Genomic DNA, 25,871 nt, shown 5'->3' on the forward strand with positions numbered 1-25,871 from the left:
CTCACATTGCTTCCAGTGTTTTTTAAGCCAGCTCGGGTGCTGGCTTTTTTTTTGCCTGTTATTCCTCGTCCGCTTCGCCGTTTTGCAGCAGCGCATGCTTTTTCAGCATACCGCGCAGCTGATGATAGGTGAGCCCCAGCAGCTGCGCCGCCTTGCGCTGATTGAACCGCCCCTGCTGCAGCGCCGCCTCGATCAATGCCTTCTCCTGCTCCAGCTGCCAGAGTTTCAAATCCAACGGCAGCGGCGGTAACGCGCCGGCGTCTTCAGGAATGGGCGCGACCGGCGTGGCCTCGCGTGGCGCAAACGGGTTGATGACGATCTCATCCAGCGGGCTGTCGCTGTCGCCGTGGCGATAGACCGAACGCTCCACCACGTTTTTCAGTTCGCGCACGTTGCCCGGCCAGCCATACTCGAGCAACGTTTGCCTGGCACGTTCGGTAAAGCCGGGAAACAGCGGCAGCGCCAGCTCGCGGCACATTTGAATGGCGAAATGCTCGGCCAACAGCATGATATCGGGCCGCCGTTGGCGCAGTGGCGGCAGTTGCACCACGTCGAACGCCAGCCGATCTAGCAGATCGGCGCGGAATTTGCCCGCCGCCGCCAGCGCCGGCAGATCGTCGTTGGTGGCGCACACCAGGCGCACATCCACCCGCAGCGGCTGGCTGCCGCCCACGCGTTCCAGCTGGCCGTATTCGATCACCCGCAGCAATTTCTCCTGCACCAGCATCGGTGCGGTTGCCAGCTCATCGAGGAACAGCGTACCGCCGTCGGCGCGTTCGAAGCGGCCCAGATGGCGCTTTTGGGCGCCGGTAAACGCGCCGGCCTCGTGGCCGAACAGTTCGGAATCCAGCAGGTTTTCATTCAGCGCCGCGCAGTTAAGCGAGATGAACGGCCCTTGCCAACGGTTGGAGAGGTAGTGCAGACGGTGGGCGATCAACTCCTTTCCGGTGCCGCGTTCGCCGATCACCAGCACCGGCTTGTTCAGCTTGGCGACCTGGGAGACTTGCTCCAAGACTTCGACAAAGGCGTTTGCCTCGCCCAACAAATTCTCTGGCTGTTCGTTCATGATGAAATTCGCCAATGTTTGGTGAAAATAATCACTCTACAGCAAGCGCGCAGAGAGTCAAAAATAAAGAGTTGTTGTTTTTCAATAATTTAAAAGTTGGCACGGGTTTTGATTATCTCTTTGGGCAAGCTGTACGACTTAACGCGGCGCTTCAGACGCCATCAGAACCAAGAGGAAGTGAATTATGGGTATTTTTTCTCGTTTTGCCGACATCGTGAACGCCAACATCAACACCCTGCTGGACAAGGCGGAAGATCCGCAGAAGCTGGTGCGGTTGATGATCCAAGAGATGGAAGACACGCTGGTTGAAGTTCGCTCTACGTCGGCGCGTGCGCTGGCGGAGAAAAAGCAGCTGCTGCGTCGCATCGAGCAGGGTGAAAACCAGGTCAGTGACTGGCAGGAAAAAGCCGAACTGGCGCTGCGCAAAGATAAAGAAGACTTGGCCCGTGCGGCGCTGATCGAAAAACAAAAAGTGGCCGATCTGATCGCTACGCTGACGCAGGAAGTGGCGACCGTAGAAGAAACGCTGGCGCGCATGAAGAGCGAAATCGGCGAGCTGGAAAACAAACTGACCGAAACCCGTGCGCGGCAGCAGGCGTTGGCGCTGCGTCATCAGGCCGCATCTTCTTCTCGTGACGTGCGCCGCCAGCTCGACAGCGGCAAGCTGGATGAGGCGATGGCGCGTTTCGAACAGTTCGAACGTCGCATCGACCATATGGAAGCCGAAGCGGAAAGCATCAGCATTGGTAAAAAGAAGTCGCTGGACCAGGAGTTTGCCGAGCTGAAAGCCGACGACGCCATCAGTGAGCAGCTGGCGGCGCTGAAAGCCAAAATGAACCGCTCCGAGTAAGGCGAGCCGCGGCCACACGCCGGAGGTGGCCGCCTATCCAGGATCCGATAAGAAGGAACAACAATGAGTGCTTTATTACTTGCCATTCCGCTGACAATTTTCGTGCTGTTTGTCGCGCCGATTTGGCTTTGGCTGCATTACAGCAATCGGCAACAGACCGGCATACAGCTGAGTCAGCAAGAAATGCAGCGCCTGGCGCAGCTGGCGGAAGATGCCAAACGCATGCGTGAACGCATTCAGGCGCTGGAAGAGATCCTCGATGCGGAACACCCGAACTGGAGATAGTCCTGATGAGCACGACGCTGGGCAGTAAAAAGCTTTATCGCGTTCCCGAAGAAGGCATGGTGAAAGGCGTCTGCGCCGGTTTGGCGCACTATTTCGACGTACCGGTGCGACTGATCCGCGTGATGGTGGTGCTGTCGCTGTTCTTCGGGCTGTTCTTCTTCACGCTGGTGGCCTATATCGCGCTGGTGTTCGTGTTGGATGAAGCGCCGGCCAGCCGTTTCGAAGGCGAGCATCAGAAGACGCCGCGCCAACTGCTCGATCAGCTGGAGTATGAGTTGGGCAGCGGCGAGCAGCAGCTGCGTCAGGTCGAGCGCTACGTGACGTCCGATACCTTCGGCGTACAGAGCCGTTTCCGCAAGCTGTAACCCTTCTTGCGATACCCGGCCTGCGCAGGCCGGGCATCTTCGCCGCCGTTATCCCGTTGAATGTAACCTTAATCTCTTGTGCCGGAGGGCATTGTCATGAATAAAATCGATGTTGCAAACACCGCCAGAACGGGTGGATTTAAACGAGGAGCGGCGGCAATGTTGAAGACATTGGCTAAAGTCATCATCATAGTGTTATTGAACTATGGCCCGGCGGGCGCCGCCGGCTGGCTGCTGAAAACCGTCGGCCGTAAACCGGTGCGCGTCGTGCTGGCGCTGGTGCTGGAACCGCTGTTCCGTAAAGGCCTGAACAAGGCATTCGGGCGTTACGTCAAGGAGAGCAATGAAACGACTGCAAAATGAGTTAACCTCGCTGGTCAACCGCGGAATGGATCGCCATCTGCGCCTGGCGGTGACCGGCCTGAGCCGCAGCGGCAAAACCGCCTTTATCACCGCCTTCGTCAACCAACTGCTGCATGTGCACAGCGGCGCGCGCATGCCGCTGTTTTCACCGGTGCGCGAAGAGCGCCTGCTGGGCGTCAAACGCATCCCGCAACGCGATCTCGGCATCCAGCGTTTCACCTATGACGAAGGGCTGGCGCAGCTGTACGGCACGCCGCCGGCCTGGCCGACGCCGACGCGCGGGGTCAGCGAAATCCGGCTGGCGCTGCGTTACCGCTCCAACGACTCGCTGCTGCGGCACTTCAAAGACACTTCCACGCTGTACCTGGAGATCGTCGATTATCCGGGCGAATGGTTGCTGGATCTGCCGATGCTCGAACAGGATTACCTGGCCTGGTCGCGCCAGATGACCGGGCTGCTGCAGGGCGAACGCGCCGAATGGGCCAAGCCCTGGCTTGAACTGTGCAAGGCCTGCGATCCGCTGGCTCCGGCCGACGAAAACCGGCTGGCGGCGATCGCCCAGGCCTACACCGATTATCTGTTGCGCTGCAAAAGCGAAGGGCTGCACTTCATTCAGCCGGGGCGTTTCGTGCTGCCGGGTGACATGGCCGGCGCGCCGGCGCTGCAGTTTTTCCCGTGGCCCGACGTGGCCGCGATCGGCGAATCGAAGCTGGCGCAGGCCGACAAACACACCAACATCGGCATGTTGCGCGCTCGCTTCAACTATTACTGCCAGTCGATCGTCAAAAACTTCTACAAAGAACACTTCGTTCGTTTCGATCGGCAAATCGTGCTGGTTGACTGCCTGCAGCCGCTCAACAGCGGCCCGCAGGCGTTCAACGACATGCGCCTGGCGCTGACCCAACTGATGCAGAGCTTCCATTACGGCAAGCGCACGCTGTTTCGCCGCTTGTTCTCGCCGACCATCGACAAACTGATGTTCGCCGCCACCAAGGCGGACCATATCACCGCCGATCAGCACGCCAATCTGGTGTCATTGCTGCAGCAGCTGGTGCAAGAGGCGTGGCAGAACGCGGCGTTCGAGGGCATTAGCATGGATTGCGTCGGCCTGGCCTCGGTGCAGGCGACCGAGAGCGGCATCGTCGATCACCAGGGGCAACGCATTCCGGCATTGAAGGGCAACCGCCTGAGCGACGGCGCACCGCTGACGGTGTTCCCCGGCGAAGTGCCCGCCCGCCTGCCGGGACCGGCGTTCTGGCAGAACCAGGGGTTCCACTTCGATGAGTTTCGTCCGCGCGCCATGAGCGTGGACAGCCCGTTGCCGCACATCCGCCTGGATGCGGTGATGGAGTTTTTATTGGGAGACAAATTGCGATGAGCGAGCCGATCAAACCGCGTATCGATTTTGACGAGCCGCTGCAGCCGCCGCAGGAGCCGGCGTTGCGCGCCGGCGTCGCTTTCGATGCCGAACAGGCAGAAAGCTTTTTCCCGGCGGCGCCGGAACTGCAGCAGGAAGAGGAAGAAGGGCGCGCCGAAGGCATCATCAACGCCGCGCTGAAACCTAAACGCAGCCTGTGGCGCAAAATGGTCACTGCCGGGCTGGCGCTGTTCGGCGTCAGCGTGGTGGCGCAGGGCGTGCAGTGGGTGCATACCGCCTGGGTGCAACAGGACTGGATCGCCATGGGCGGCGGCGTGGCCGGCGGCCTGATCGTGTTCGCCGGCGTCGGTTCAGTGGTCACCGAATGGCGGCGTTTGTATCGGCTGCGCCAGCGCGCGGAAGAGCGCGACGTGGCGCGCGAGCTGTTGCACAGCCACGGGCTGGGGCAAGGGCGCGAATTCTGCGAGAAGCTGGCGCGTCAGGCCGGGCTGGATCAGGGGCATCCGGCGTTGCAGCGCTGGCAGGCCTCGTTGCATGAAACCCAAAATGACCGTGAAGTGGTGGAGCTGTACGCCAAGCTGGTACAGCCAGTGCTCGACAACCAGGCGCGGCGCGAAATCAGCCGCTCCGCCGCCGAATCGACGCTGATGATTGCCGTCAGCCCGTTGGCGCTGGTGGATATGGCGTTTATCGCCTGGCGCAACATCCGTTTGATTAACCGCATCGCGGCGCTGTACGGCATCGAACTGGGTTACTTCAGCCGCATTCGTCTGTTCCGGCTGGTGCTGCTCAACATCGCCTTCGCCGGCGCCTCTGAACTGGTGCGTGAAGTGGGCATGGACTGGATGTCGCAGGATCTGGCGGCGCGGCTGTCGGCGCGCGCGGCGCAGGGCATCGGCGCGGGGTTGTTGACCGCGCGGTTGGGCATCAAGGCGATGGAGCTGTGTCGCCCGCTGCCGTGGCTGGAAGGGGAAAAACCGAAGCTTGGCGATTTCCGCAGCCAGCTGATCGGCCAGTTGAAAGACACGCTGAAAAAGAGCGACGGCAAGGCCAAATAACCCCGCGACGGCGCTCCCAGGAGCGCCGTTTTCTCAACGGCACCGACGCCGGACGTAATCGAGACTTGACGACAGTCGATCCCCCTGTGATTGCGTGATAAATCTCTGCAAAATTAATTCTGATTGTGATAACTCTCTGTTTGTAGGCTAAAATGACGCCGATGCTGTTATCCGCTTGCGTTTAAAATCAGCAACCACGGCAATAAATCAGAGTTCTGTCAACTTTTGCTGACAGATCGCTTCTACCGCCCGGTGCGAGGGAGTATCATCATCGTCAACGATCCCCGCACCTGCAGAGATAAGGCCAACACTGATGCGTTTGGAAGTATTTTGCGAAGACCGCCTCGGTCTCACTCGAGAATTACTCGATCTTTTGGTATCGCGCAGCATTGACTTACGTGGCATCGAGATCGATCCCATCGGCCGCATTTACCTCAATTTCTCCCAGCTGGATTTCGATACTTTCCGCGCCCTGATGGCGGAGATCCGCCGCATCGCCGGCGTGACCGACGTGCGCACCGTCAGCTTTATGCCTTCCGAACGCGAACATCGCGCGCTGCGCGCGCTGCTGGAATCGATGCCGGAACCGGTGTTCTCTATCGACATGAAGGGCAAGGTCGAGCTGGCCAACCCGGCGGCGCAGGCGCTGTTCAGCCTGAACGAAGACAAGATCCGCAACCAGACCGCCGGGGCGCTGATCGGCGGCTATAACTTCAGCCGTTGGCTGGAGAGCGAGCATACGGCGCCGCACGCCGAGCGGGTGGTGATCCGCAGCCAGGACTTCCTGATGGACATCACGCCCATCTATCTGGAAGACGAACAGCAGCAGGCGGCCGCGGTCGGCGCGGTGGTGATGCTGAAGTCCACCGCGCGCATGGGCCGCCAGTTGCAAAATCTATCGGTGAACGACGATACCGAATTCGACCACATCGTGGCGGTGAGCGCCAAGATGCGTCACGTGCTGGAGCAGGCGCGCAAGCTGGCGATGCTCGATGCGCCGCTGCTGATCGTCGGCGATACCGGTACCGGCAAGGATATTCTGGCCCGCGCCTGCCATTTGCGCAGCCCGCGTGGCAAACAGCCGTTCCTGGCGCTGAACTGCGCCGCGCTGCCGGATGACGTGGTGGAGAGCGAACTGTTCGGCCATGCGCCGGGCGCTTATCCCAACGCGCTGGAAGGCAAGAAGGGCTTCTTCGAGCAGGCCAACGGCGGTTCGGTGCTGCTGGATGAGATCGGCGAAATGTCGCCGCGTATGCAGACCAAGCTGCTGCGTTTCCTCAACGACGGCACGTTCCGCCGCGTTGGCGAAGAGCATGAGGTGCATGTCGACGTGCGCGTGATCTGCGCCACCCAGAAAAACCTTACCGAGCTGGTGCAGCGCGGCGAATTCCGCGAAGATCTCTATTATCGCCTCAACGTACTGACCATCACCATCCCGCCGCTGCGCGAACGTCCGCAGGACATCATGCCGTTGACCGAGCTGTTCGTGGCGCGCTTCGCCGATGAGCAGGGCGTGGCGCGGCCCAAGCTGGCGAACGATCTGGGCGGCTTCCTCAGCAAGTACGGCTGGCCGGGCAACGTGCGTCAGCTGAAAAACGCTATCTACCGCGCGCTGACGCAAACCGAAGGCTACGAACTGCGGCCACAGGATATCGTGTTGCCGGAGTTTGAGGTGGAGATGTCGCTGGGCGACGAGGTGCTGGACGGTTCGCTGGACGACATCAGCAAGCGTTTCGAACGCTCGGTGCTGACGCGCCTGTATCGCACCTATCCCAGCACCCGCAAGCTGGCGAAGCGGCTGGGCGTTTCCCATACCGCCATCGCCAACAAGCTGCGCGAGTATGGCCTGAGCAGCCGCAAAGGCGGCGCTGAGGGCGAAGAATAAGAAAGGCGCCTTGCGGCGCCTTTAATGGGTATCCAAAGCCGGCGTTCGCCGGCTTTGTTATTTCAGCGCAGCCAGCGCCGCGTCGTAGTCAGGCTCGGTGGTGATTTCGTTCACCAGCTCGCTGTACAGCACGTTGTCCTGGCCATCCAGCACCACGACCGCACGCGCGGTCAGGCCTGCCAACGGGCCTTCGGCGATTTCGACGCCGTACGCCTGCTTGAACTCGGCGCCGCGCAGGGTAGACAGAGTAACCACGTTGCTCAGGCCTTCCGCGCCGCAGAAGCGAGACTGCGCGAACGGCAGATCGGCGGAGATGCACAGCACCACGGTGTTATCCAGGCCGCTGGCCAGCTGGTTGAATTTACGCACCGACGTCGCGCAGACGCCGGTATCGATGCTTGGGAAGATGTTCAGGACTTTGCGTTTACCCGCGAAGCTGCTCAGCGCCACGTCTGACAGGTCTTTGGCAACCAGCGAGAAGGCCTTGGCCTGTTCGCCCTGCTGTGGCAGTTTGCCTGCTACGCTGACCGGATTGCCTTGAAAATGTACTGTCTGAGTCATTGCTAGATTCCTTTTACAGGTGTTTATACAAAGGGTATGAACCTGATGAAACGGCGCGCCGGCAACGGCATTTAACATCAGGTTCACACCCTGGCGCCAGTTTATGACAACCGGGGCGGATTGGATATCAAAGTTTGCTAAATAGTTGTATATATTAGGCTGTTCTATAAAACATCACCGGCGCATCAGCCTGGCTGAATGCGCAGTTTTCGCTCAGGAGCCGTTATGAGAGACATGCGTTTTTACCCGGAAGCCTGGCCGCTGCATACTGCCTTCGTGATTGCGCGCGGCAGCCGCACCGAAGCCCGGGTGGTGGTGGTCGAAATCGAACAGCAGGGCGTGCGCGGCACCGGTGAATGTACGCCGTACCCGCGTTACGGCGAGAGCGAGGAATCGGTGATGGCACAGCTGGCAGAGATGGCGCCGGCGATCGCACAAGGCATGACCCGCGAACAGCTGCTGGTGCAGATGCCGGCGGGCGCCGCCCGCAACGCGCTGGATTCGGCGCTGTGGGATCTGGAGTGCCGCCTGCACGGGCAGAGCCTGTGGCAGCGCAGCGGTGTGACGGCCCCGGCGCATATCCGTATGGCGCAGACCGTCAGCATCGGCACGCCGGAAGCGATGGCCTTCGCCGCGCGTGAACTGGAGCAGCAGGGCGCCACGCTGCTGAAGATCAAACTCGACGATCACTATATCAGCGAACGATTGGTAGCGATCCGCGCCGCGGTCCCGCAGGCGACGCTGATCGTCGACGCCAATGAATCCTGGCAGGCGGAAGGGCTGGCGGCGCGCTGCCAGCTGCTGGCCGATCTCGGCGTGGCGATGCTGGAGCAGCCGCTGCCGGCCGGTGACGACGCTGCGTTGGAGCACTTTATCCATCCGCTGCCGATCTGCGCCGATGAGAGCTGCCACACCCGTGCCGATCTGCCGCGGCTGGCGCAACGCTATCAGATGGTCAATATCAAACTGGACAAAACCGGCGGCTTGACTGAGGCGTTGGCGCTGGCGCAGGCCGCGCGCGAACAAGGGTTCGCCATCATGCTCGGCTGCATGTTGTGCACGTCACGGGCGATATCCGCCGCCTTGCCGCTGGCGCCGGCGGCGCGCTTCGTCGATCTGGACGGCCCGACCTGGCTGGCGCGGGACGTCGAACCGGGTCTGGCGTTCGAATGCGGGGCGATCGTCGATATCGCCCCGTAGGGATTAATTCGGGTAGGTCAGCAGCTCGATCATCGCGTCGATGTAGCGCTCGCTGGCGGCATCGGCGGAGATCGGCGGGAATTCGGCGGTGATGCACGGCAGCGACAGATCTGCGCACCAGCTGCCGAACGAACCGGGCGTTTCATAGCCGACGCTGGTCACCAGCGGCAGTTCGAACTTGTGCGACAGCCAAACGCCGAGCCGCGAGCTGGCGGGATCTTCGATGCAGGCCAGCGGTTCGTGGAACGACACCACCCAGTGCGGCTTCAGACGATGGATCAGATGACACAGCGCCTGGGTTTCCGGTTCGGAACCGGGGCGCCCACCGGTGGAGAGCTTGACGTCGCGCACCGGCGCCGCGCTGTTCCAGCGGTAGACGGTGTCGCCGGAGCGCCAGTTGGCAGCCGGGAAGTTGCGGTTCAGATCGACGCCGTTGGCATTGGCGCGCAGCCCCAGCTGACAGCCGTCGGGGTTGACCGCCAGCACCACGTGGTGGCGCAACTGTTCGGGGGCGATGCTGCGCAGCGCGCAAGATAGGGTCACGATGGCGGCGCTCTCATCGCCGTGGGTGCCGGCGATGATAAGCCCGGTCTCCGGGCCGCTGATCGCCGCCGGGAAATAGAGCAGCGGCGCGCCCAGCAGCGAGCTGCCGTAGTTCTCTCCTGCGATGGCCAACTGGCCACGTTCACTGCGTGGTCGATGTTCGGTCATGGTGTTGTCCCTGGATTAAAGGTCGAGAGTCATTGTCATTTTATTCAGTGTATTACGCTTTGAGGCATCTTTCCCATCGCAATTGTGCGACGTTTGCGCAATCTGTGACGCCGCGGCGGTGAAAACGCCAATTAAACCGCACCTGGCCTGACGCTGTTGTTATACTAACGGCAGAGCTAAGCCAATCACCCGCAAGAGGATTTAACATGCCAGTAGCCAGAATCATCGCCAGCTATAGCGAAAATGAAAATGACACCATCACGCTGCTGTGCGGCGTGGATGCTGAAAACCAGATCCGTCAGGGGGAATGGTTCGGCGTGGTGAAAAATGACGACGGGCGCGGGGACGAATCGAACTATCCGTTCACCCTGCATATCGATTACCAAAAAGATGTCTTCTACCTCGACTACGGCTACGACGACGCCGACGCGCGCCAGCTGCAAAAAACCGATATCTCGGCCCGTCCGCTGGCCGAGAAAGGCTTTTTCACCGTGTTCGATGAAGAAGAGGGTGAAGAGTTCAGCTACCGCATCAACAGCATCCACCTGTACGACTGACGGTCGCCGCTGCAAACACCGCCCGTGCCGCCCTGCGCCGCACGGGTTTTTTATTGCCTGAATCGCACTTTTTGCAACTTCTCGGCCGTGAGCGCTAGGCCGGACGGATCTTGTGCTATATGATAAAAAATTCAGATGGTTAACGGGGGTAAATCATAATGACGGGAAGAAAAATGCAACGGGGTTTTCGTTTGGCGCTTTGCGCGGCGGCGATCGGCGCCTGTATGAGCAGCGCTATGGCGGCGCAGGTTCCCCCGGGCACCGCGTTGGCGGCCAAACAGGAAATCGTGCGCCACATTAAAGACGAACCGGCCTCGCTCGATCCGATTAAAGCGGTAGGCCTGCCGGAGGCCCAGCTGGCGCGCGACCTGTTCGAAGGGCTGGTCAATCAGGACGCCAATGGGAAAGTGATCCCCGGCGTCGCCACGCGCTGGCAGACCAGCGATAACCAGACTTATATTTTCCATCTGCGCAAAGATGCGCGGTGGTCAAACGGTGACCCTGTCACGGCGAAGGATTTCGTCTACAGCTGGCAGCGGCTGGTCGAACCGAAAAACCTGTCGCCGTTCGCCTGGTTCGCGCAGTTAGCGGGGATCCAGAACGCCGAGCAGATCATCAGCGGCAAACTGCCGGCCGATCGCTTGGGCGTGTCGGCGCCGGACGACTATACGCTCAAGGTGCAGTTGGACAAGCCGGTGCCGTACTTCGTCAGCCTGACGGCTAACTTCAGCCTGTTCCCGGTGAATAAGGCGGTGGTGGAAAAATACGGCAACGACTGGACCAAGGTCGGCAATCTGGTGGGCAACGGCGCGTTCAAACTGCAAGAGCGGGTGGTGAACGAGAAGCTGGTGCTGACGCCTAACGATCATTACTGGGATCATGCGCAAACCGTGCTGACCAAAGTGACCTTCGTGCCGATCAATCAGGAATCCAACGCCACCAAGCGTTACCTGGCGGGCGATATCGACATCACCGAATCCTTCCCGAAAAACATGTATCAGAAGCTGCTGAAAGATATTCCGGGGCAGGTGTACACGCCGGATCAGCTCGGCACCTATTACTACGCGTTCAACACCCAGCGCGCGCCGACCAACGACGTGCGGGTGCGCCAGGCCTTGTCCTACGCCATCGATCGCAAGATTATCGCGGAAAAAGTGCTGGGCACCGGCGAAAAACCGGCCTATCACTTCACGCCGGACGTGACTGCCGGGTTCAAACCGGAGGCGAGTTTGCTGCAACAGCAATCGCAGGCGGAGCTGGATGCGCAGGCCAAGGCGTTGCTGCAGGCGGCCGGTTACGGCCCGAACAACCCGTTGAAGCTGACGCTGTTGTATAACACCTCGGAAAGCCACCAGAAGATCGCCATCGCCGTGGCCTCAATGTGGAAGAAAAAGCTCGGCATTGACGTCAAGCTGCAAAACCAGGAGTGGAAAACCTATATCGACAGCCGCAATACCGGTAATTTCGACGTGATCCGCGCCTCCTGGGTAGGTGACTATAACGAGGCGTCGACCTTCCTGTCGCTGTTGACCTCTACCCACAGCGGCAACATTGCCAAGTTCAAGAACGCGGACTACGACAAGCTGCTGGCGCAGGCGGGGCGGGAAACCAACCCGGCGGCGGTGACCGCCGATTACAACAAGATGGAGCAAATCATTGCCGATCAGGCACCGATCGCGCCGATCTACCAGTACACCAACGGCCGCCTGATCAAACCGTGGGTAAAAGGCTACCCGATCACCAATCCGGAAGACGTGGCCTATAGCCAAACGATGTATATTATCAAACACTGATTGGGCTTATTTTTCACCCCCGCGTAACGCGGGGGATTTATTTTTATTGACGGTTAAATGAAGAAGGTAATTAATTTACCCACGCGATAAACCCCGTTTAATAATAAACAGGGTTGCCATCATCACATTATTTTTTGCTATTTCAGAGAGCGGTTACGCTTATAGACAGTCCCGCATGGCATCCACCACCACACGGCCGCTCATGTCGGTTTGGGTGATGCGATAGCTGGTGGGATAAGAGCGGCGAGTGCTGAAACGATCGTGGACGGAGACCTTGCCAATCTGCAGGCCGGCGGCGTTTTTTACCACGAATTCACTGATCTCTTCCTGCCCCTGGTTTTGCAAATGGATATTGCTGATTTTTTCCAGCGTATCGCTGGCGTTTATTTTTAAATGGTCGCGTAACATAACTACCTCCTCGTAGTGAGAAAAGTATATGCCCCTAAAATTTGCGCTGAAACAGCTTTATGTTGATTTATTATTATCATTTTGAATTAAAAGTGATAGTAATATGTTAAGTCATAATAATAACGGCATTACCAGTGCTTTATCGGCGATATTGCCCGATTTATCGGCAATGGTTTATTTCATTACCGTTATTATTAGTCTGCATTAATCGGGAAAAGCGCCTGCCTGGCCGCTGGGGCGGGAAAGACGCAGGCGACGTTGTGCCCGCAGCCGGGAACGATCGTTAACCGATGTGGCTTCTTCGGCGCCAGGTAACGCCGATCGTAGTCGGCATAGGCCAGGGCGCGCTGCAACCGGTAGGGGCCCTGCAGCTGGGCGGCGCAGGATTTGTCGAGTATCCGATAGTAGGCGCCCGGCGCGGTGCCGGTATCCTCGGCGGCAGCCAGATAGGTGATATCGGCTGCGGCGTAACGCCGGCGTGCCGTGTCTGCGGTGCGTTGCAGATGAGCGGGAAGCGCTTCCAGACCGTATTTCCACTGGTTAGCCTGTGGGCACTGGCCGCCATTCACCGTTTGCCAACGGAATCGACAGGTTTTTTCACTGCCGCAGCTTCCCCAGCTTGTGGGCTGAGGACGCAGATTCTCAAAGTAGAGCCAGCTGCCGGGATCGGCCACCACATAGCGCAGACGCACCCCGTTTGGCGGATGGGCAAAGCCGACATAGTGCTGCACGAACTGGGCGCCGGCAGAAAAACCGGCCACGGTTATCGACTGCAGCGATGGCCAGCGCCGTTTCAGATCGGCCAGCAGGTTATCCAGGGCGTTGAACGAACCGGTTTTCCCGCTATTATCCAAATCGCCTGCGATCCAGGAGCCGCAGCGCCACAGGGCCTCGCCGTCTTGCGGTGACGGGAGCCCGGCGGAATGGCAATGAACGGCAAGTTTCTCCGGCACCTGGAACAGCGGGGCGACCAATAAGCCGTTGTCTCCCGCTCCCTGTGCGGCATCGATCGCCGCTTGCAACGTCTTGGCGACATCGCGCGGGCGGCCGTGCATCACCACCAGTGCGGTGCGCGGCTGGCGGGAGTGAGTGTGAGCGACAAAATAAGGCAGTGAACCCGCTGCCGTCGGCGCGTGATAGGGCGTGGCGAGGCGTTCTAATACCGGCTCTGCACGAACCGATTGGTCGAACAGCAGCAGGGCGGCCATTGCGATGCAGCGCAGGCGGCGCATCCTCGTCAGGTTCGGCGCAGCGCAGTGCGCAGTTGTCTCAGGACTTCCCGGCATCGTTGTTCCTCACGCGCTCGTTGATAGTAGCGATAAAAGGCGCGTTCCGAACTGAGGTTACCCGCCAGCGCCAGTTGCCTGAAGATTAAGTATGTCAGACTGAGCATGATGATAATAAATATAAAGCCGGGGAACAGCAGCTGCCAGCCGTCGGTGATGCGCGCACCGGACATAAACACCAGCGACGGCGCGATAACCAGCACGCCAAGCTGCCGCAAGCCCCATTGCGCCAGCACAGGCATTAGCACCAATAGAGTGACGAATAGCAGGTATTTCAACAGATAGCGACAGGAAAGCAGCGAGCGTTTTAACGCACTGTCGGCGCGTCGTTGCAAAACGAAACCCTCGGACGTGGTGCGCAGGATCTGCTGTCGGCCGCCAGTAGGTCTGTAGCGCTCCAGCGCCGTTACGCCGTCCGGCAGTGCCAGCAATTGCTGCAACTCCGCCAGCCCGACGGTTTTGCTACCGATGTAATCCCTAAACAGTAAGAGCTGCATGCGCTCACTGTGGGGCTTCTCGACGGATTCGAGTAGCTTGAGCAGCTTGTCATGGTTTTCCCGCCGAATACGAAATGGCGTTTTAACAACGGCGATAAACAGGGTGATAACGGTCAAACTGACTTTGAGAATATCTGCGGCGCTGATCTCAAACATGGGGGCTTCCTGTCGTTGCGATGTGTTCCCTAAGGCCAGAAGTATAGAGCACGTTTTTCACCTGGCGTGAAAACTGGCGTTACAGCTTGGCCTTTGATCTCCAAGGCGTTAAGGCTAGACTCAGCAACATAAGTAAGACTGAGGGGATAAATGAATGGATGTGATTGAGGGGAGCGAGCTGCAGATCGCCGATGCGGTTTACGCCTACCAGTTGGACGGCAAGGGCGGCGTCACGCCGATCGAGCAAGATGACAAGATCACCTGCGACGCGCCGTGCTGGCTGCATCTTGATTACGCGCACCCGGCCAGCGCCGAATGGCTGAGCACCACGCCGCTGCTGCCGGACTCGGTGCGCGAAGCGCTCTCCGGCGAAAGCTCTCGGCCACGCGTCAGCCGCCAGGGCGAAGGCACCATGATCACCCTGCGCAGCATCAACTTCAACGCCAACTCACGGCCGGACCAGTTGGTCACCATCCGTGTGTACATCACCGATAAACTGATTATCTCCACGCGGCACCGCAAGGTGTATTCCATCGATCAGGTGGTGAACGATTTGCAAAGCGGCGCCGGGCCGACCAACAGCGGCAACTGGCTGGTGGAGATTTCCGATGCGTTGACCGATCACACCAGCGAATTCATTGAGGATCTGCACGACAAGATTATCGATCTGGAGGACGCCTTGCTGGAACAGCAGGTGCCGGAGCGTGGTCAGCTGGCGTTGATCCGTAAACAGCTTATCGTGCTGCGCCGTTACATGGCGCCGCAGCGTGACGTTTTCGCACGGCTGGCCAGCGATCGCCTGCCGTGGATGAGCGACGACGATCGCCGCCGCATGCAGGACATCGCCGATCGCCTGGGGCGCGGGTTGGACGATCTGGACGGCAGCATCGCGCGCACCGCTATCTTGTCCGACGAAATCACCACAGTGATGGCCGACGCGATGAACCGCCGCACTTACACCATGTCATTGTTAGCGATGGTCTTTTTACCTACCACCTTCCTGACTGGGCTGTTTGGCGTCAACCTTGGCGGCATACCGGGCGGCGGTAACCCCTTCGGTTTCGCGGCATTTTGCCTGATGCTGGTCGGGTTGGTGCTTGGCGTCGCCTGGTGGCTGAAGCGCAGCCGCTGGCTGTAGGTGAAAATGACGAAAACCCGGTTAACATTGAGCAAAATCAACATTTAGCCGGGGGAAATGGGGCATGATCTCTCTCGCAGGTGAATGCAACGTCAAGCGATGGGCGTTGCGCTCCATAATTGTCTTACTTTCTTATTTTTGAATTACTGCATAGCACATTTGATTCGTACAATGCCGGTTTAATCACCGGCATTTTTTTATTCGGCTTCCCTTCTTCTTCAGGCCGCGCTTTCATCCCAGAAGCTGGCTTCAATCTTGTGCCCATCCAAATCCCGGACAAAGCAGCCGTAGTAAGCCTCACCGTAATGCGGCCGCGAACCGGGCGCGCCTTCATCGACGGCACCGGCCAGCAGCGCCTGGCGATGGAATTCCTCCACCTGTTGCTTACTGGTGGCGAAAAAACCGACGTGCGTACCGTTGCCGGGTGAGGCCGGGCGGCCGTCGATCGGCACCTGCAGCCAAAACTCCGGGTAGTCGCGGCCGTAACCGATGGCGCCGGGATGCTCCAGCACCCGTCGGCATCCCAAGGCGGCCAGCGCACGATCGTAAAAGGCGGCGGCGGCCTCGAAATCGTTGGAGCCCAGCGAGATGTGGGACAGGCAGGGGGTAATATTCATTGCGCGATCTCCATATGACTGTATAAATAAACAGTATAGGGTAAAAACGGCACTGCCCAGTAAATTTTGCGCAAACTGTGAACAGGATCGAGATCGTCGAGAAAGGGAAATGTCGCCGCTCGCAGGATGGCAAGCGGCGAGGGGGCTTATTTGATTTCCAGCACGTTCAAACGTTCTGGCGCAGGTATCGCGTCGTCCGAGTCTTCCGGCTGCCAGCCGACCGGCTGCATCGGGATGTCTTCGCGATCGAAGGCCAAATCGCCGCCGTCTACCACGGCGCTCCCGTGGTGAATGCCCTTGAAATCGAACAGATTGATATCGCTCAGGTGCGAAGGCACCACGTTTTGCATAGCGCTGAACATGGTTTCCAGCCGGCCAGGATAGCGTTTGTCCCAGTCACGCAGCATATCGCCGATCACCTGGCGCTGCAGGTTAGGCTGCGAGCCGCACAGGTTGCATGGAATGATCGGGAACGCTTTGGCGATCGAGAAACGCTCGATGTCTTTCTCGCGGCAATAGGCCAGCGGGCGAATGACCACGTGCTTGCCGTCGTCGCTCATCAGTTTGGGCGGCATGCCTTTCATCTTGCCGCCGTAGAACATGTTGAGGAACAGCGTCTGCAGAATGTCGTCACGGTGATGGCCCAGCGCGATCTTGGTGGCACCCAGTTCGGTGGCGGTGCGGTACAGAATGCCGCGGCGCAGGCGCGAGCACAGTGAACAGGTGGTTTTGCCTTCCGGGATCTTGTCTTTGACGATGCTGTAGGTGTTCTCTTCGACGATCTTGTATTCCACCCCCAGGCTTTCCAGGTAGGCAGGCAAAATATGCTCAGGGAAGCCGGGCTGTTTCTGATCGAGATTCACCGCGATCAGCGAGAAGTTGATCGGCGCGCTCTGCTGCAGGTTACGCAGGATCTCCAGCATGGTGTAGCTGTCTTTACCGCCGGACAGGCAGACCATGATGCGGTCGCCTTCTTCAATCATATTGAAATCGGCGATCGCTTCGCCCACGTTGCGGCGCAGGCGCTTTTGCAATTTGTTCAGGTTGTACTGCTCTTTTTGGCTAACGGATTGCTTTTCTGACATTTAAATCGTGCTCATTCTCAATAGGGGGCACTAGGGGCATGGCGTTGTAGACCGCGAGTTTACCATTCAACCGGCCGATTTTGATCATTATTCATCATCCAGCCGCCACGCACCCGACGCGAGGTCTGTATGGTACGGATTGTAGCGATGAATACCAGCAGGTTTTTCAGCTCGCCGCTTTATCGGTTTCCCTTAAAAGCCTTCGCCGTCATTTGAACGAAGGCCTTGAGGGAACGTTGTTTCGCGGTGCAGGTCTCATCTCAGACAGAACTTACTTCGAGAGGCACTGAGAGCATGAAAGGAATCGCTGTTGTTGGATTTTACGCATCGTTTTTTGCCTACGCAGAAAACGCACTGGCGTTTGACACGATACCTGTTGGTCTGAGCGAACCGACCGAAACCGTGGTACTGGTACCGCGCGAGCAAAAAGAGCGTCTTGATGGCAAGGATAAGGGAGATGCACTTTATTGTTATTATGACGGGAAATTATTCTCGCTGGGCGCCACGTTCAAAGACAAGGTTTGCGCTTTAGCGGAGATTAAAACGGATAAGCCGTTCTCGGCACGCGTCATGGCCCAATGGATAAAAGAAAAAAGTGCGGCTCGCTAAGTGTGAAACCCCTGAGCATTGAGGCCCACCGCTGATTCAAACGGTATGTGAAAAACAGGGCGCGAATCGCTCGCGCCCTGAGGGAGGTTACTCAGCAGCGGACTTTTCCGCCTTACCGGCCAGCAGGCTGAGGAAATCGTATTTCTCCTTCAGCTCTTTCTCGGCGGCCTGATACAGCGCGCTGGCCACCTCCGGCTGCTGCGCGTTCAGGCGTCGGAAACGCTGTTCTTTCAGCAGCGTTTCCGACAGGTTGCTGTTTGGCGGCCGCGAATCCAACGCTAACGCGGCCTTGCCCTCGGCGCTACGGCGCGGATCGAAGCGGTACAGCGGCCAGAAGCCGGTGGCGGTCAGCTGTTTCATCTGATCGTGGCTGAGCGCCAGATCGTAGCCGTGTTCTTCGCACGGGCTGTAGGCGATGATCAGCGACGGGCCCGGATAGGCCTCGGCCTCCTGAATCGCTTTCACCGTTTGGTTAAGCTGCGCCCCCAGCGAGATCTGCGCGACGTAGACATGGCCGTACATCATCATGCTGACGCCCAGATCCTTGCGCGCCTTGCGCTTGCCGTGCTCGCCGAACTTGGTCACCGCGCCGAGCGGCGTGGCTTTCGACTGCTGGCCGCCGGTGTTGGAGTAGCATTGGGTGTCGAGCACCAGCACGTTGACGTTCTCCGTCAGGCTGAGGACGTGATCCAACCCGCCGAAGCCGATGTCGTAGGCCCAGCCGTCCCCGCCGATCAGCCAGATGGATTTATCGACCAGGTAATCGGCGTCGGCCGCCAGTTGGCGTGCGTCTTCACCTTCAATACTCGTCAGCAGCGTGCGCAGTTCGGCGATTTGCTTACGGCGCGGCTCCGGCGCCACATCTTCCATCTGCAGGGCATTGACCAACTGCTCCGGCAGCTGCGGCGCCAGCGAATTCAGCAGGCGCAGCACCCGTGCGCGATGTTGATCGACCGTCAGACGGAAGCCCAGGCCGAATTCGGCGTTGTCTTCGAACAGCGAGTTGGCCCACGCCGGCCCGCGCCCTTCGGCGTTGGTGGTGTACGGCGTGGTCGGCAGATTGCCGCCGTAGATCGAGGAACAGCCGGTGGCGTTGGCGATCAGCAAACGGTCGCCATAGAGCTGGGTCAGCAGCTTGATGTACGGCGTTTCGCCGCAGCCGGAGCAGGCGCCGGAGTATTCGAACAGCGGCGTGATCAGCTGCGAGGTGCGAATGTCGATGCGCTCCAGCTGCGCTGGATCGATTTCCGGCAGCTGCAGGAAGAAGTCGTAGTTGTCTTTTTCCGCCGTCAGATTATCGAGGCGCGAAGCCATGTTGATCGCCTTGATCTCTGGGTTCTGGCGATCTTTCGCCGGGCAGACCTCGACGCACAGGTTACAGCCGGTGCAATCTTCCGGCGCCACTTGCAGTACGTATTTCTGGCCGCGCATATCGCGTGATTTGACATCCAGAGACTGCAGGGAAGCGGGGGCGTGTTCCATCTCCGCCGGCTGAACCACTTTGGCGCGAATGGCGGAGTGCGGGCAGGCGGCGACGCAGTGGTTGCACTGGGTGCACAGATCGGGCTGCCAGACCGGGATCTCTTCGGCGATGTTGCGCTTTTCCCACTGGGTGGTGCCCACCGGCCAGGTGCCGTCCGGCGGGAAGGCGGAAACCGGCAGCGCATCGCCCAGCCCGGCCAGCATCGCGGCGGTAACGGTTTTGACGAAGTCCGGCGCGGCGTCCGAGACCACCGGCGGGCGCATCGGGCTGCTGTCGTCGATCGGCTGCAGCGGGATTTCAATCAGCGCGCCGCGAGTGGCGCCCAGCGCCTGCCAGTTGCGCTCGACGATCTCCTGGCCCTTGCTGCTGTAGCTGCGGGCGATGGCGTCCTGCAGCTGTTGCAGCGCCACATCGCTCGGCAGGATCTGCGTCAGGTGGAAGAACGCCATCTGCATTACGGTGTTGATGCGCGCGCCGAGCCGGCATTCGCGCGCCAGCTTGGCGGCATTGATGATATAGAAACGCGCCTGGCGTTGGTGCAGCAGCGCCTGTACCTCCTGCGGCAGGCGCGACCAGACTTCGTCGGCGCCGTAAGGGGTATTGAGCAGGAAGGTGCCGCCGGGTTTGAGGCGCTCAACCATCTGATACTTATCGATAAACTGCAGCTGGTGGCAGCCGACGAAATCCGCCTGGCTGACCAGATAGGCCGAATTGATCGGCTGCTCGCTGACGCGCAGGTGCGACACCGTCAGGCCGCCGGCCTTTTTGGAGTCGTAGACGAAATAGCCCTGGGCATACAGCGGCGTGGCGTTGCCGATGATTTTGATGTTGTTCTTGGTGGCCGAGACCGAACCGTCGCTGCCCAAACCGTAGAACAGCGCTTCCAGCGAGGCGCGCTGCGGCAGGATTTCGTCGCTCAGCGGCAGTGAAAGCCCGGTGACATCATCGAAGATGCCGACGGTAAAGCGCGGGCGCGGCTGCGGCTGGGCCAGCTCGCGGAATACCGCCAGCGCGCAATCCGGACCGAACTCTTTCGACGACAGGCCGTAACGACCGCCGATCACCCGAGGCAGCGTGGCGCGCTCGCCTTGGCTGTAGGCTTCCGCCAGCGTGGTCATCACGTCCAGATACAGCGGTTCGGCCAGCGCGCCCGGTTCTTTGGTGCGATCGAGCACCGCGACGCTGCGCACGCTGTCCGGCAGGGCGTCGAGCAGGTATTTGGCGGAGAACGGTCGGAACAGCCGGACTTTCAGCACGCCGACTTTCTCGCCGCGGGTCAACAGGGTGTCGATCACTTCTTCGCAGGTGCCGGCGGCGGAACCCATCACCACCACCACGCGTTCGGCCTGCGGGTGGCCGTAGTAGTCGAACGGCCGATAGTGGCGGCCGGTGAGGGCGGCGAAGGCCGCCATGGCGTCGATCACGTGCTGGCCGGTGGCGTCATACCACGGGTTGGTGGCTTCGCGCGACTGGAAATAGGTGTCCGGGTTGGCGGAAGTGCCGCGCACCACCGGATGATCCGGCGACAGCGCCCGGCTGCGGTGGGCGTCGATCGCCGCCTGCGGCAGCATTTGCCGCAGCGTATCGTCGCTGAGCGGTACGATCTTGTTGATCTCGTGCGAGGTGCGAAACCCGTCGAAGAAGTGGATAAACGGCACGCGCGCGTTGAGGGTGGCGGTCTGTGAGATCAGCGCGAAGTCCTGCGCCTCCTGCACGTTGCCGGCGCACAGCATGGCGCAGCCGGTTTGGCGCACCGCCATCACGTCCGAATGGTCGCCGAAGATCGACAGCGCGTGCGTGGCCACGGTGCGCGCGGCGACGTGCAGCACGAACGGCGTCAGCTCGCCGGCCAGTTTGTACAGCGTCGGAATCATCAGCAGCAGACCCTGCGATGACGTGAATGAGGTCGACAGCGCGCCGGTTTGCAAGGCGCCGTGCACGGTGGCGATCGCGCCGCCCTCAGACTGCATTTCCACCACCCGGGGGATGTCGCCCCAGATGTTTTGCCGGCCATCGCCGGACCAGGCGTCTGCTTGCTCCGCCATGGTGGAACTTGGCGTGATAGGGTAGATGGCAATCACTTCGTTGGTGCGATAGGCCACGGAAGCGACTGCGTTATTACCATCTGTAGTTATCATCGACGTTACCTTTTCATTGCTCACAAAGCCGCGAAAGCACACTTTCGCAGTAATGGGAAAAAGTCTAACAGAGGGTTTGAACGTGGCTTTATCGCGTTTGTGTGGCGGGTGAACAATCGTCAATGGCGTATTTCCTCGCCGAATGAGATGTGGTGGCAATAAATTGTTTTCACCGTTTAAAGACAATTTATTTCCGGCGCGTCATAATTGCGCATCGGCAAACTGACAGAAGAAAATCATGAGCGCATTTATGTATTTGACGATGGCGATAGTCGCGGAAGTGATCGCCACCACCATGTTGAAAGCCTCCGAGGGCTTTACCCGCCTGTGGCCGTCGCTGCTGGTGGTGCTGGGTTACGGCGTGGCCTTTTGGGGGCTGTCGATGGTGGTCAAGAGCATGCCGCTGGGCATCGTGTATGCGATTTGGTCGGGTATGGGGATCGTGCTGGTGTCGATCGCCGCGGTATTCGTTTACCAGCAAAAATTGGATTGGCCAGCGATTGTCGGCATGGGATTAATTATTGCCGGCGTGCTGGTGATTAATTTACTGTCGAAAGCCTCGGTGCACTGAGTGTTATTTTAATGTGAAAAAAAGGCCGGCGTGACAGCAAGTCGCGCCGGTTGAAGAATTCAGCCATCATTCACTGAAAATAGTGGAATGCTAATTACTTAGCGCCGCCAGCATAGACGTAAATATCGTCCTCTCCGGTAGCAAAAAATGCGTCGTCTCACTGAAAGCACGTGAAGATAATGAATACCGACATCGCGGGAGAAATCTCTTCGTCAGCAGCGGTGACGTTATCACTTTCTGCGTGCGGCCGGGGCCAGGCACAGGGTGGCGCTGTCACGTTTGGCGTATCGCTCCGGGGCGGAAATATTCTGCAAACAAAATAAATGTCCGGCCGGTGCAAAAAAATGACAAATAATGGCTGGAATATATTTTCATTATTTATATATCGAGCTAGATTAAACAAGTTTGCATCAAAGATAGCGAAACGTGTCCGCTAAGTGACGCGCGTTATCAGCAATGGCGATTTTACACAGCGCAGTTCCGGGTTCAGGAGTGGGATAATGACGACATCAAAATGGTTGCTTGCCAGCGCCGTGCTGCTTTTAGCCGCCTGCAGCAGCAATAACGAAGAGCCAGTACAGCAGGGCAACAGTGCCAGAATCAATACGTTGCAGACCAGCGCCGGTTGCGCGGCGGTCGGTGGCGTTACTACCATCGCGCATAACCTGAACGGTGAAGCGCTGCGCATGTGCCAAATGCCGAATGGCAAGCAGTGCGAAGAACGCACGCTGGGCCTGGGCAGCTGCGCCGGGTAAGCCCGCAGCGACAGGCCCGGATCAATACACCCAGTCGCGCAGGGTATAAACCAGCGTGTGGCCGCTGCCGTTGAGCGTCAGTTGCTGCGCGTTCAGCATCACGTCGGCGCCGTTTTCGAGCACGGTGCCGATCACCCGATCCCAGCGGTTGCGCTGCTCATCAGGGCACAGCTTGCGCGTCGAGGCCAACGGTTTTACCGTCAGCACGCCGTCGCGTAACTGCCCCTGGCCGAAGAAGCGGTTGCACATCGCGCCGGAGACATGCAGGTTCTCGCCAAATTCCAAATTGAGCAGGCCGCCATCCGTTCGTGATTGTGCCGCTTCACCATCTACGCTCTGCAACACGAAGTTGTGATGCAACAGATCGCCGGGTGTGACGGTAGACTGTGGTTTCATGCTGCATCCCCCTAGGACCAGCGTCGCAAGGGCGGCCACCGTGGTTTTTCTCATTGCGTTCTCTCAAATAAACAGGGCGCCGCAAGGGCGCCCCGAAGTTACGCTCAGGCGTTCAGCTGGTTCGGGCAGGCTTCGCCGCGATCCAACAGGCTGATGTTCTGCAGCGTGGTTTGCGAAATGCTGGTCAGCGCCTCTTCGGTCAGGAAAGCCTGATGGCCGGTGAACAGCACGTTGTGGCAGGCCGACAGGCGGCGGAACACGTCATCCTGAATCACGTCGTTAGACTTGTCTTCAAAGAACAGATCGCGTTCGTTCTCGTAGACGTCCATCCCGAGCGCGCCGATTTTTTGCTGCTTCAACGCGTCGATGGCGGCGGTAGAGTCGATCAGCGCGCCGCGGCTGGTGTTGATCACCATTACGCCGTTTTTCATCATCGCGAAGGCGTCGGCATTCAGCAGATGGTGGTTTTCCGGCGTCAACGGGCAGTGCAGGGTAATCACGTCGGATTGCGCGTACAGCGTTTTCAGGTCGACATACTCCGCGCCCAGCGCCAGCGCCTGTTCGCTCGGGAACGGATCGTAGGCCAGCAGCTTCATGCCGAAGCCTTTCAAAATGCGCATCGTCGCCACGCCGATTTTACCGGTGCCGAGCACGCCGGCGGTGCGGTTGTGCATGTTAAAACCGATCAGCCCTTCCAGCGAGAAATTGGCGTCGCGAGTGCGTTGATAAGCGCGGTGAATACGGCGGTTCAGGCACATCATCATGCCTACCGCGTGTTCTGCCACGGCCTCCGGCGAGTAGGCCGGCACGCGTACTACCTTGATGCCCAGTTCTTTGGCGGCGTCCAGATCGACGTTATTAAAACCGGCGCAGCGCAGGGCGAGGATCTCGACGCCCAGTGCCGCCAGTTCTTCGAGCACTTCACGGCTGCCGTCGTCGTTGACGAAGATACACACCGCCTTGCAACCGGCGGCCGTTTTGGCGGTTTTTTTGCTGAGTAAAAAGTCGAAGAATTCCAGCTCATAGCCAAACTGCTGATTCACCAGTTCGAGATATTTACGGTCATACTGTTTGGTACTGTATATCGCCAATTTCATCGTGGTTTCTCCACCGTGATTTTGTGATCAATTTAACAGATTTTAGTAAATTCGACAATTGGTTAGCGGTTTGGCCAGCGTGGGGTTTGTTCGGTCAACCAGGAGGATGAAACCGGCCCCATAGGGCCGGTTCACGCGATGTTAGCGAGCGATTTCTGTGTAATGATGCTCATCGTAGTCATGGGTCAAGTACCCGTTGACGGCATCGTTAAAGGCGACCCAATGCGGGGTTTTCTGGTGTGCCGAAAGCGCCACCTTATCGTCCCAGTTTTCGATCAGCGCGTAGCTGTTTTCATCGTTCTGGCATTGCCAAAGCTGGTAAAAAGAGCAGCCGGTTTCTTTATTGGATTCCTGCACCATGGTGTTGAGCAGGCTGAGAAACGCGGGGCGTTTGGCCGGATTGACCTGAAAAAAGACATTGAGCGTGATCATGGTTTATTTCCTCAGTCGATAATGAAACTGGAATTTCCAGGTGGCAGCAATGTGCTGACTGCGAGGATTCTACGGACTTGATGGTTGACTAAAAGTGAAATAAAGTTCCGTTGCTATTCATTTTTGGTGAAGGTTTGTGATGTTGAAACGTGCTCAGTTGGTGACCTTTTGCATGGTGGTTGAGTCAGAGAGTCTCACGGCAGCGGCTGAGAGGCTGTTTTGCGTGCCCTCTAACGTGACCAAGAAATTAAAAGAGTTGGAAATGGCGTGTGGCGTTACGCTATTTGATCGTGAGCGCAATCGACTGTCGCTCACACCGGAAGGTCGGGCGCTTTACCATAAAGCCAAGCGCTTTTTGGCTATCGAAGAGCGGGCGCGAGCGCAGCTTGAACAGGATCCGGTGCAGGGTGAACTGAAGCTTGGCGCGCTGGATATCGCCTTGAGTCATCATCTGCCGCAAAAGTTGGCGCATTACCGTGCGCAGAACCGCCGCGTTCAGTTGAGTGTGGTGCAGGGCTATTCGCTGGATCTGGAGTTTCAATTGCAAAAAGGAACTCTGGACGTGGTGTTTTCAGATGGGCCGATAGAACATCCGCAGCTGCAGAGCCGGCGTGCTTTTCAGGAGCGTTTGGTCTTCATTGGCGGGGCGTATCAGCCAGCGTTGTTGGCAAAAAGCGATCTCTATGTTTATTCGCGTCAATGCCACTATCGCCATCTGGTGGACGCCTGGCTGCAAAAGCAGCAAGTGATCCCCGCCGCGCTGCTGGAGGTGGAATGCTATGACGTGATATTCGCCTGCGTAAGCGCGGGGTTGGGGTATGCGTTTGTCCCTGAGAGCCTGGCGCGACAGCGGGAGGTTGCGTATACCGAGTGCGGGAATGAAATGCGCAGCGATATTTATGCTATCTGGCGTAAAGCGAGCGACAACCGCATAGTACAGGCTTTTATTGAGGCCGTGATTTGAAATTAGCGGCAAAAAAATCCCCACGGGGGTGTGGGGAATGGCTTCTCTAGTACACAGTTAGCTAGCAGCTAAACTTTTATTAGAATGGTTGCAAGACTATTAATCATCAACGGTAACGACAATAACAAAAGTCTGAAAACCGTCCTATTTATGTGATGTATATGTAA

27 protein-coding genes are annotated in these 25,871 nt (G+C 58.7%); 15 read left to right on the forward strand and 12 right to left on the reverse strand.

Going from position 1 to position 25,871, the window contains the following annotated elements:
* Positions 1-58: 58 nt before the first annotated feature.
* The gene (gene pspF / locus RE418_RS17735) at positions 59-1,066 is read right to left on the reverse strand and encodes a phage shock protein operon transcriptional activator (protein WP_025303001.1); all 1,008 of its coding nucleotides are present in this window, start codon (positions 1,064-1,066) and stop codon (positions 59-61) included.
* A 184-nt stretch (positions 1,067-1,250) separates the two neighbouring features.
* On the opposite strand from pspF, the gene pspA reads away from it, so the two are divergent.
* The 7 genes from pspA to tyrR all read left to right on the forward strand — a co-directional run bounded on the left by pspA (position 1,251) and on the right by tyrR (position 7,250).
* The gene (gene pspA / locus RE418_RS17740) at positions 1,251-1,916 is read left to right on the forward strand and encodes a phage shock protein PspA (RefSeq protein WP_025303000.1); all 666 of its coding nucleotides are present in this window, start codon (positions 1,251-1,253) and stop codon (positions 1,914-1,916) included.
* A gap of 63 nt (positions 1,917-1,979) precedes the next feature.
* The gene (gene pspB / locus RE418_RS17745; RefSeq protein WP_213928069.1) at positions 1,980-2,201 is read left to right on the forward strand and encodes an envelope stress response membrane protein PspB; all 222 of its coding nucleotides are present in this window, start codon (positions 1,980-1,982) and stop codon (positions 2,199-2,201) included.
* Between the two features lie 5 nt (positions 2,202-2,206).
* Complete coding sequence (gene pspC / locus RE418_RS17750) at positions 2,207-2,566, forward strand: envelope stress response membrane protein PspC (protein WP_004930552.1); 360 nt, start codon at positions 2,207-2,209, stop codon at positions 2,564-2,566.
* A 96-nt stretch (positions 2,567-2,662) separates the two neighbouring features.
* The gene (pspD, locus tag RE418_RS17755) at positions 2,663-2,929 is read left to right on the forward strand and encodes a phage shock protein PspD (protein WP_072008280.1); all 267 of its coding nucleotides are present in this window, start codon (positions 2,663-2,665) and stop codon (positions 2,927-2,929) included.
* Positions 2,910-4,307, forward strand: coding sequence for a YcjX family protein (locus RE418_RS17760; protein ID WP_025302998.1), 1,398 nt, complete (start codon positions 2,910-2,912; stop codon positions 4,305-4,307). The genes pspD and RE418_RS17760 overlap by 20 nt, the downstream gene beginning before the upstream one ends.
* Positions 4,304-5,365 (forward strand): YcjF family protein, encoded by a 1,062-nt coding sequence (locus tag RE418_RS17765; RefSeq protein WP_004930545.1) that lies wholly within the window; start codon positions 4,304-4,306, stop codon positions 5,363-5,365. The genes RE418_RS17760 and RE418_RS17765 overlap by 4 nt, the downstream gene beginning before the upstream one ends.
* Before the next feature lie 313 nt (positions 5,366-5,678).
* A complete protein-coding gene (gene tyrR / locus RE418_RS17770) occupies positions 5,679-7,250 on the forward strand; it encodes a transcriptional regulator TyrR (RefSeq protein ID WP_025302997.1) in 1,572 nt (523 codons plus the stop codon).
* A 57-nt stretch (positions 7,251-7,307) separates the two neighbouring features.
* Here the strand turns inward: tyrR and tpx are convergent, their stop codons facing one another.
* Positions 7,308-7,811 (reverse strand): thiol peroxidase, encoded by a 504-nt coding sequence (gene tpx, locus RE418_RS17775; protein ID WP_004930536.1) that lies wholly within the window; start codon positions 7,809-7,811, stop codon positions 7,308-7,310.
* A 225-nt stretch (positions 7,812-8,036) separates the two neighbouring features.
* Between tpx and ycjG the strand changes: the two genes are divergently transcribed.
* Entirely contained in the window at positions 8,037-9,011 is a 975-nt protein-coding gene (gene ycjG, locus RE418_RS17780; RefSeq protein ID WP_043143636.1) for an L-Ala-D/L-Glu epimerase, read from the forward strand.
* Between the two features lie 3 nt (positions 9,012-9,014).
* Here ycjG and mpaA read toward each other — a convergent pair whose 3' ends face one another.
* Positions 9,015-9,722 carry a murein tripeptide amidase MpaA gene (mpaA, locus tag RE418_RS17785; RefSeq protein WP_060433156.1) on the reverse strand — a complete coding sequence of 236 codons (708 nt, stop codon included), beginning with the start codon at positions 9,720-9,722 and terminating at the stop codon, positions 9,015-9,017.
* Between the two features lie 206 nt (positions 9,723-9,928).
* Here mpaA and RE418_RS17790 point away from each other — a divergent pair, with 206 nt between their 5' ends.
* Positions 9,929-10,279 (forward strand): hypothetical protein, encoded by a 351-nt coding sequence (locus tag RE418_RS17790; protein WP_025302994.1) that lies wholly within the window; start codon positions 9,929-9,931, stop codon positions 10,277-10,279.
* Positions 10,280-10,437: 158 nt separating this feature from the next.
* Complete coding sequence (locus tag RE418_RS17795; protein ID WP_049205471.1) at positions 10,438-12,072, forward strand: ABC transporter substrate-binding protein; 1,635 nt, start codon at positions 10,438-10,440, stop codon at positions 12,070-12,072.
* Between the two features lie 159 nt (positions 12,073-12,231).
* Here RE418_RS17795 and RE418_RS17800 read toward each other — a convergent pair whose 3' ends face one another.
* From RE418_RS17800 to RE418_RS17810, 3 genes are all read right to left on the reverse strand, one after another.
* Positions 12,232-12,480: a hypothetical protein gene (locus tag RE418_RS17800; RefSeq protein WP_004930507.1), complete on the reverse strand. Its 249-nt coding sequence runs from the start codon at positions 12,478-12,480 to the stop codon at positions 12,232-12,234.
* A gap of 194 nt (positions 12,481-12,674) precedes the next feature.
* Entirely contained in the window at positions 12,675-13,766 is a 1,092-nt protein-coding gene (locus tag RE418_RS17805) for a hypothetical protein (protein ID WP_213928067.1), read from the reverse strand.
* Positions 13,718-14,419: a hypothetical protein gene (locus tag RE418_RS17810; protein WP_089180967.1), complete on the reverse strand. Its 702-nt coding sequence runs from the start codon at positions 14,417-14,419 to the stop codon at positions 13,718-13,720. Before RE418_RS17810 ends, RE418_RS17805 begins: the two co-directional genes overlap by 49 nt.
* A 154-nt stretch (positions 14,420-14,573) precedes the next feature.
* Here RE418_RS17810 and zntB point away from each other — a divergent pair, with 154 nt between their 5' ends.
* A complete protein-coding gene (gene zntB / locus RE418_RS17815) occupies positions 14,574-15,557 on the forward strand; it encodes a zinc transporter ZntB (protein WP_025302990.1) in 984 nt (327 codons plus the stop codon).
* A 218-nt stretch (positions 15,558-15,775) separates the two neighbouring features.
* Here the strand turns inward: zntB and RE418_RS17820 are convergent, their stop codons facing one another.
* Positions 15,776-16,174 (reverse strand): VOC family protein, encoded by a 399-nt coding sequence (locus RE418_RS17820; RefSeq protein ID WP_049205465.1) that lies wholly within the window; start codon positions 16,172-16,174, stop codon positions 15,776-15,778.
* A 146-nt stretch (positions 16,175-16,320) separates the two neighbouring features.
* Positions 16,321-17,259 (reverse strand): tRNA 2-thiocytidine(32) synthetase TtcA, encoded by a 939-nt coding sequence (gene ttcA, locus RE418_RS17825; protein WP_025302988.1) that lies wholly within the window; start codon positions 17,257-17,259, stop codon positions 16,321-16,323.
* A gap of 294 nt (positions 17,260-17,553) precedes the next feature.
* Here ttcA and RE418_RS17830 point away from each other — a divergent pair, with 294 nt between their 5' ends.
* Positions 17,554-17,868: a hypothetical protein gene (locus RE418_RS17830; RefSeq protein ID WP_025302987.1), complete on the forward strand. Its 315-nt coding sequence runs from the start codon at positions 17,554-17,556 to the stop codon at positions 17,866-17,868.
* Positions 17,869-17,955: 87 nt separating this feature from the next.
* On the opposite strand, the gene nifJ is transcribed toward RE418_RS17830, so the two are convergent.
* Positions 17,956-21,489, reverse strand: coding sequence for a pyruvate:ferredoxin (flavodoxin) oxidoreductase (nifJ, locus tag RE418_RS17835; RefSeq protein WP_089180966.1), 3,534 nt, complete (start codon positions 21,487-21,489; stop codon positions 17,956-17,958).
* A 238-nt stretch (positions 21,490-21,727) separates the two neighbouring features.
* Here nifJ and ssmE point away from each other — a divergent pair, with 238 nt between their 5' ends.
* Both ssmE and RE418_RS17845 read left to right on the forward strand, forming a co-directional pair.
* Positions 21,728-22,060, forward strand: a complete 333-nt coding sequence (gene ssmE / locus RE418_RS17840) for a multidrug efflux SMR transporter SsmE (protein ID WP_025302985.1) — start codon at positions 21,728-21,730, stop codon at positions 22,058-22,060.
* A gap of 500 nt (positions 22,061-22,560) precedes the next feature.
* Entirely contained in the window at positions 22,561-22,815 is a 255-nt protein-coding gene (locus RE418_RS17845) for a DUF333 domain-containing protein (RefSeq protein ID WP_015377999.1), read from the forward strand.
* A gap of 21 nt (positions 22,816-22,836) precedes the next feature.
* Here RE418_RS17845 and hslJ read toward each other — a convergent pair whose 3' ends face one another.
* The 3 genes from hslJ to RE418_RS17860 form a co-directional block, all read right to left on the reverse strand.
* On the reverse strand, positions 22,837-23,265 hold the full coding sequence (hslJ, locus tag RE418_RS17850) for a heat shock protein HslJ (RefSeq protein WP_049205463.1): 429 nt from the start codon (positions 23,263-23,265) through the stop codon (positions 22,837-22,839).
* A 50-nt stretch (positions 23,266-23,315) separates the two neighbouring features.
* Entirely contained in the window at positions 23,316-24,308 is a 993-nt protein-coding gene (locus RE418_RS17855; protein ID WP_089180965.1) for a 2-hydroxyacid dehydrogenase, read from the reverse strand.
* A gap of 141 nt (positions 24,309-24,449) precedes the next feature.
* On the reverse strand, positions 24,450-24,740 hold the full coding sequence (locus RE418_RS17860) for a putative quinol monooxygenase (protein WP_089180964.1): 291 nt from the start codon (positions 24,738-24,740) through the stop codon (positions 24,450-24,452).
* 139 nt (positions 24,741-24,879) lie between these two features.
* Between RE418_RS17860 and RE418_RS17865 the strand changes: the two genes are divergently transcribed.
* Positions 24,880-25,704: a LysR family transcriptional regulator gene (locus RE418_RS17865; RefSeq protein ID WP_089180963.1), complete on the forward strand. Its 825-nt coding sequence runs from the start codon at positions 24,880-24,882 to the stop codon at positions 25,702-25,704.
* Positions 25,705-25,871 lie beyond the last annotated feature (167 nt).

It is taken from the genome of Serratia sp. szju, assembly GCF_044594185.1.
GTDB lineage: Bacteria > Pseudomonadota > Gammaproteobacteria > Enterobacterales > Enterobacteriaceae > Serratia > Serratia bockelmannii.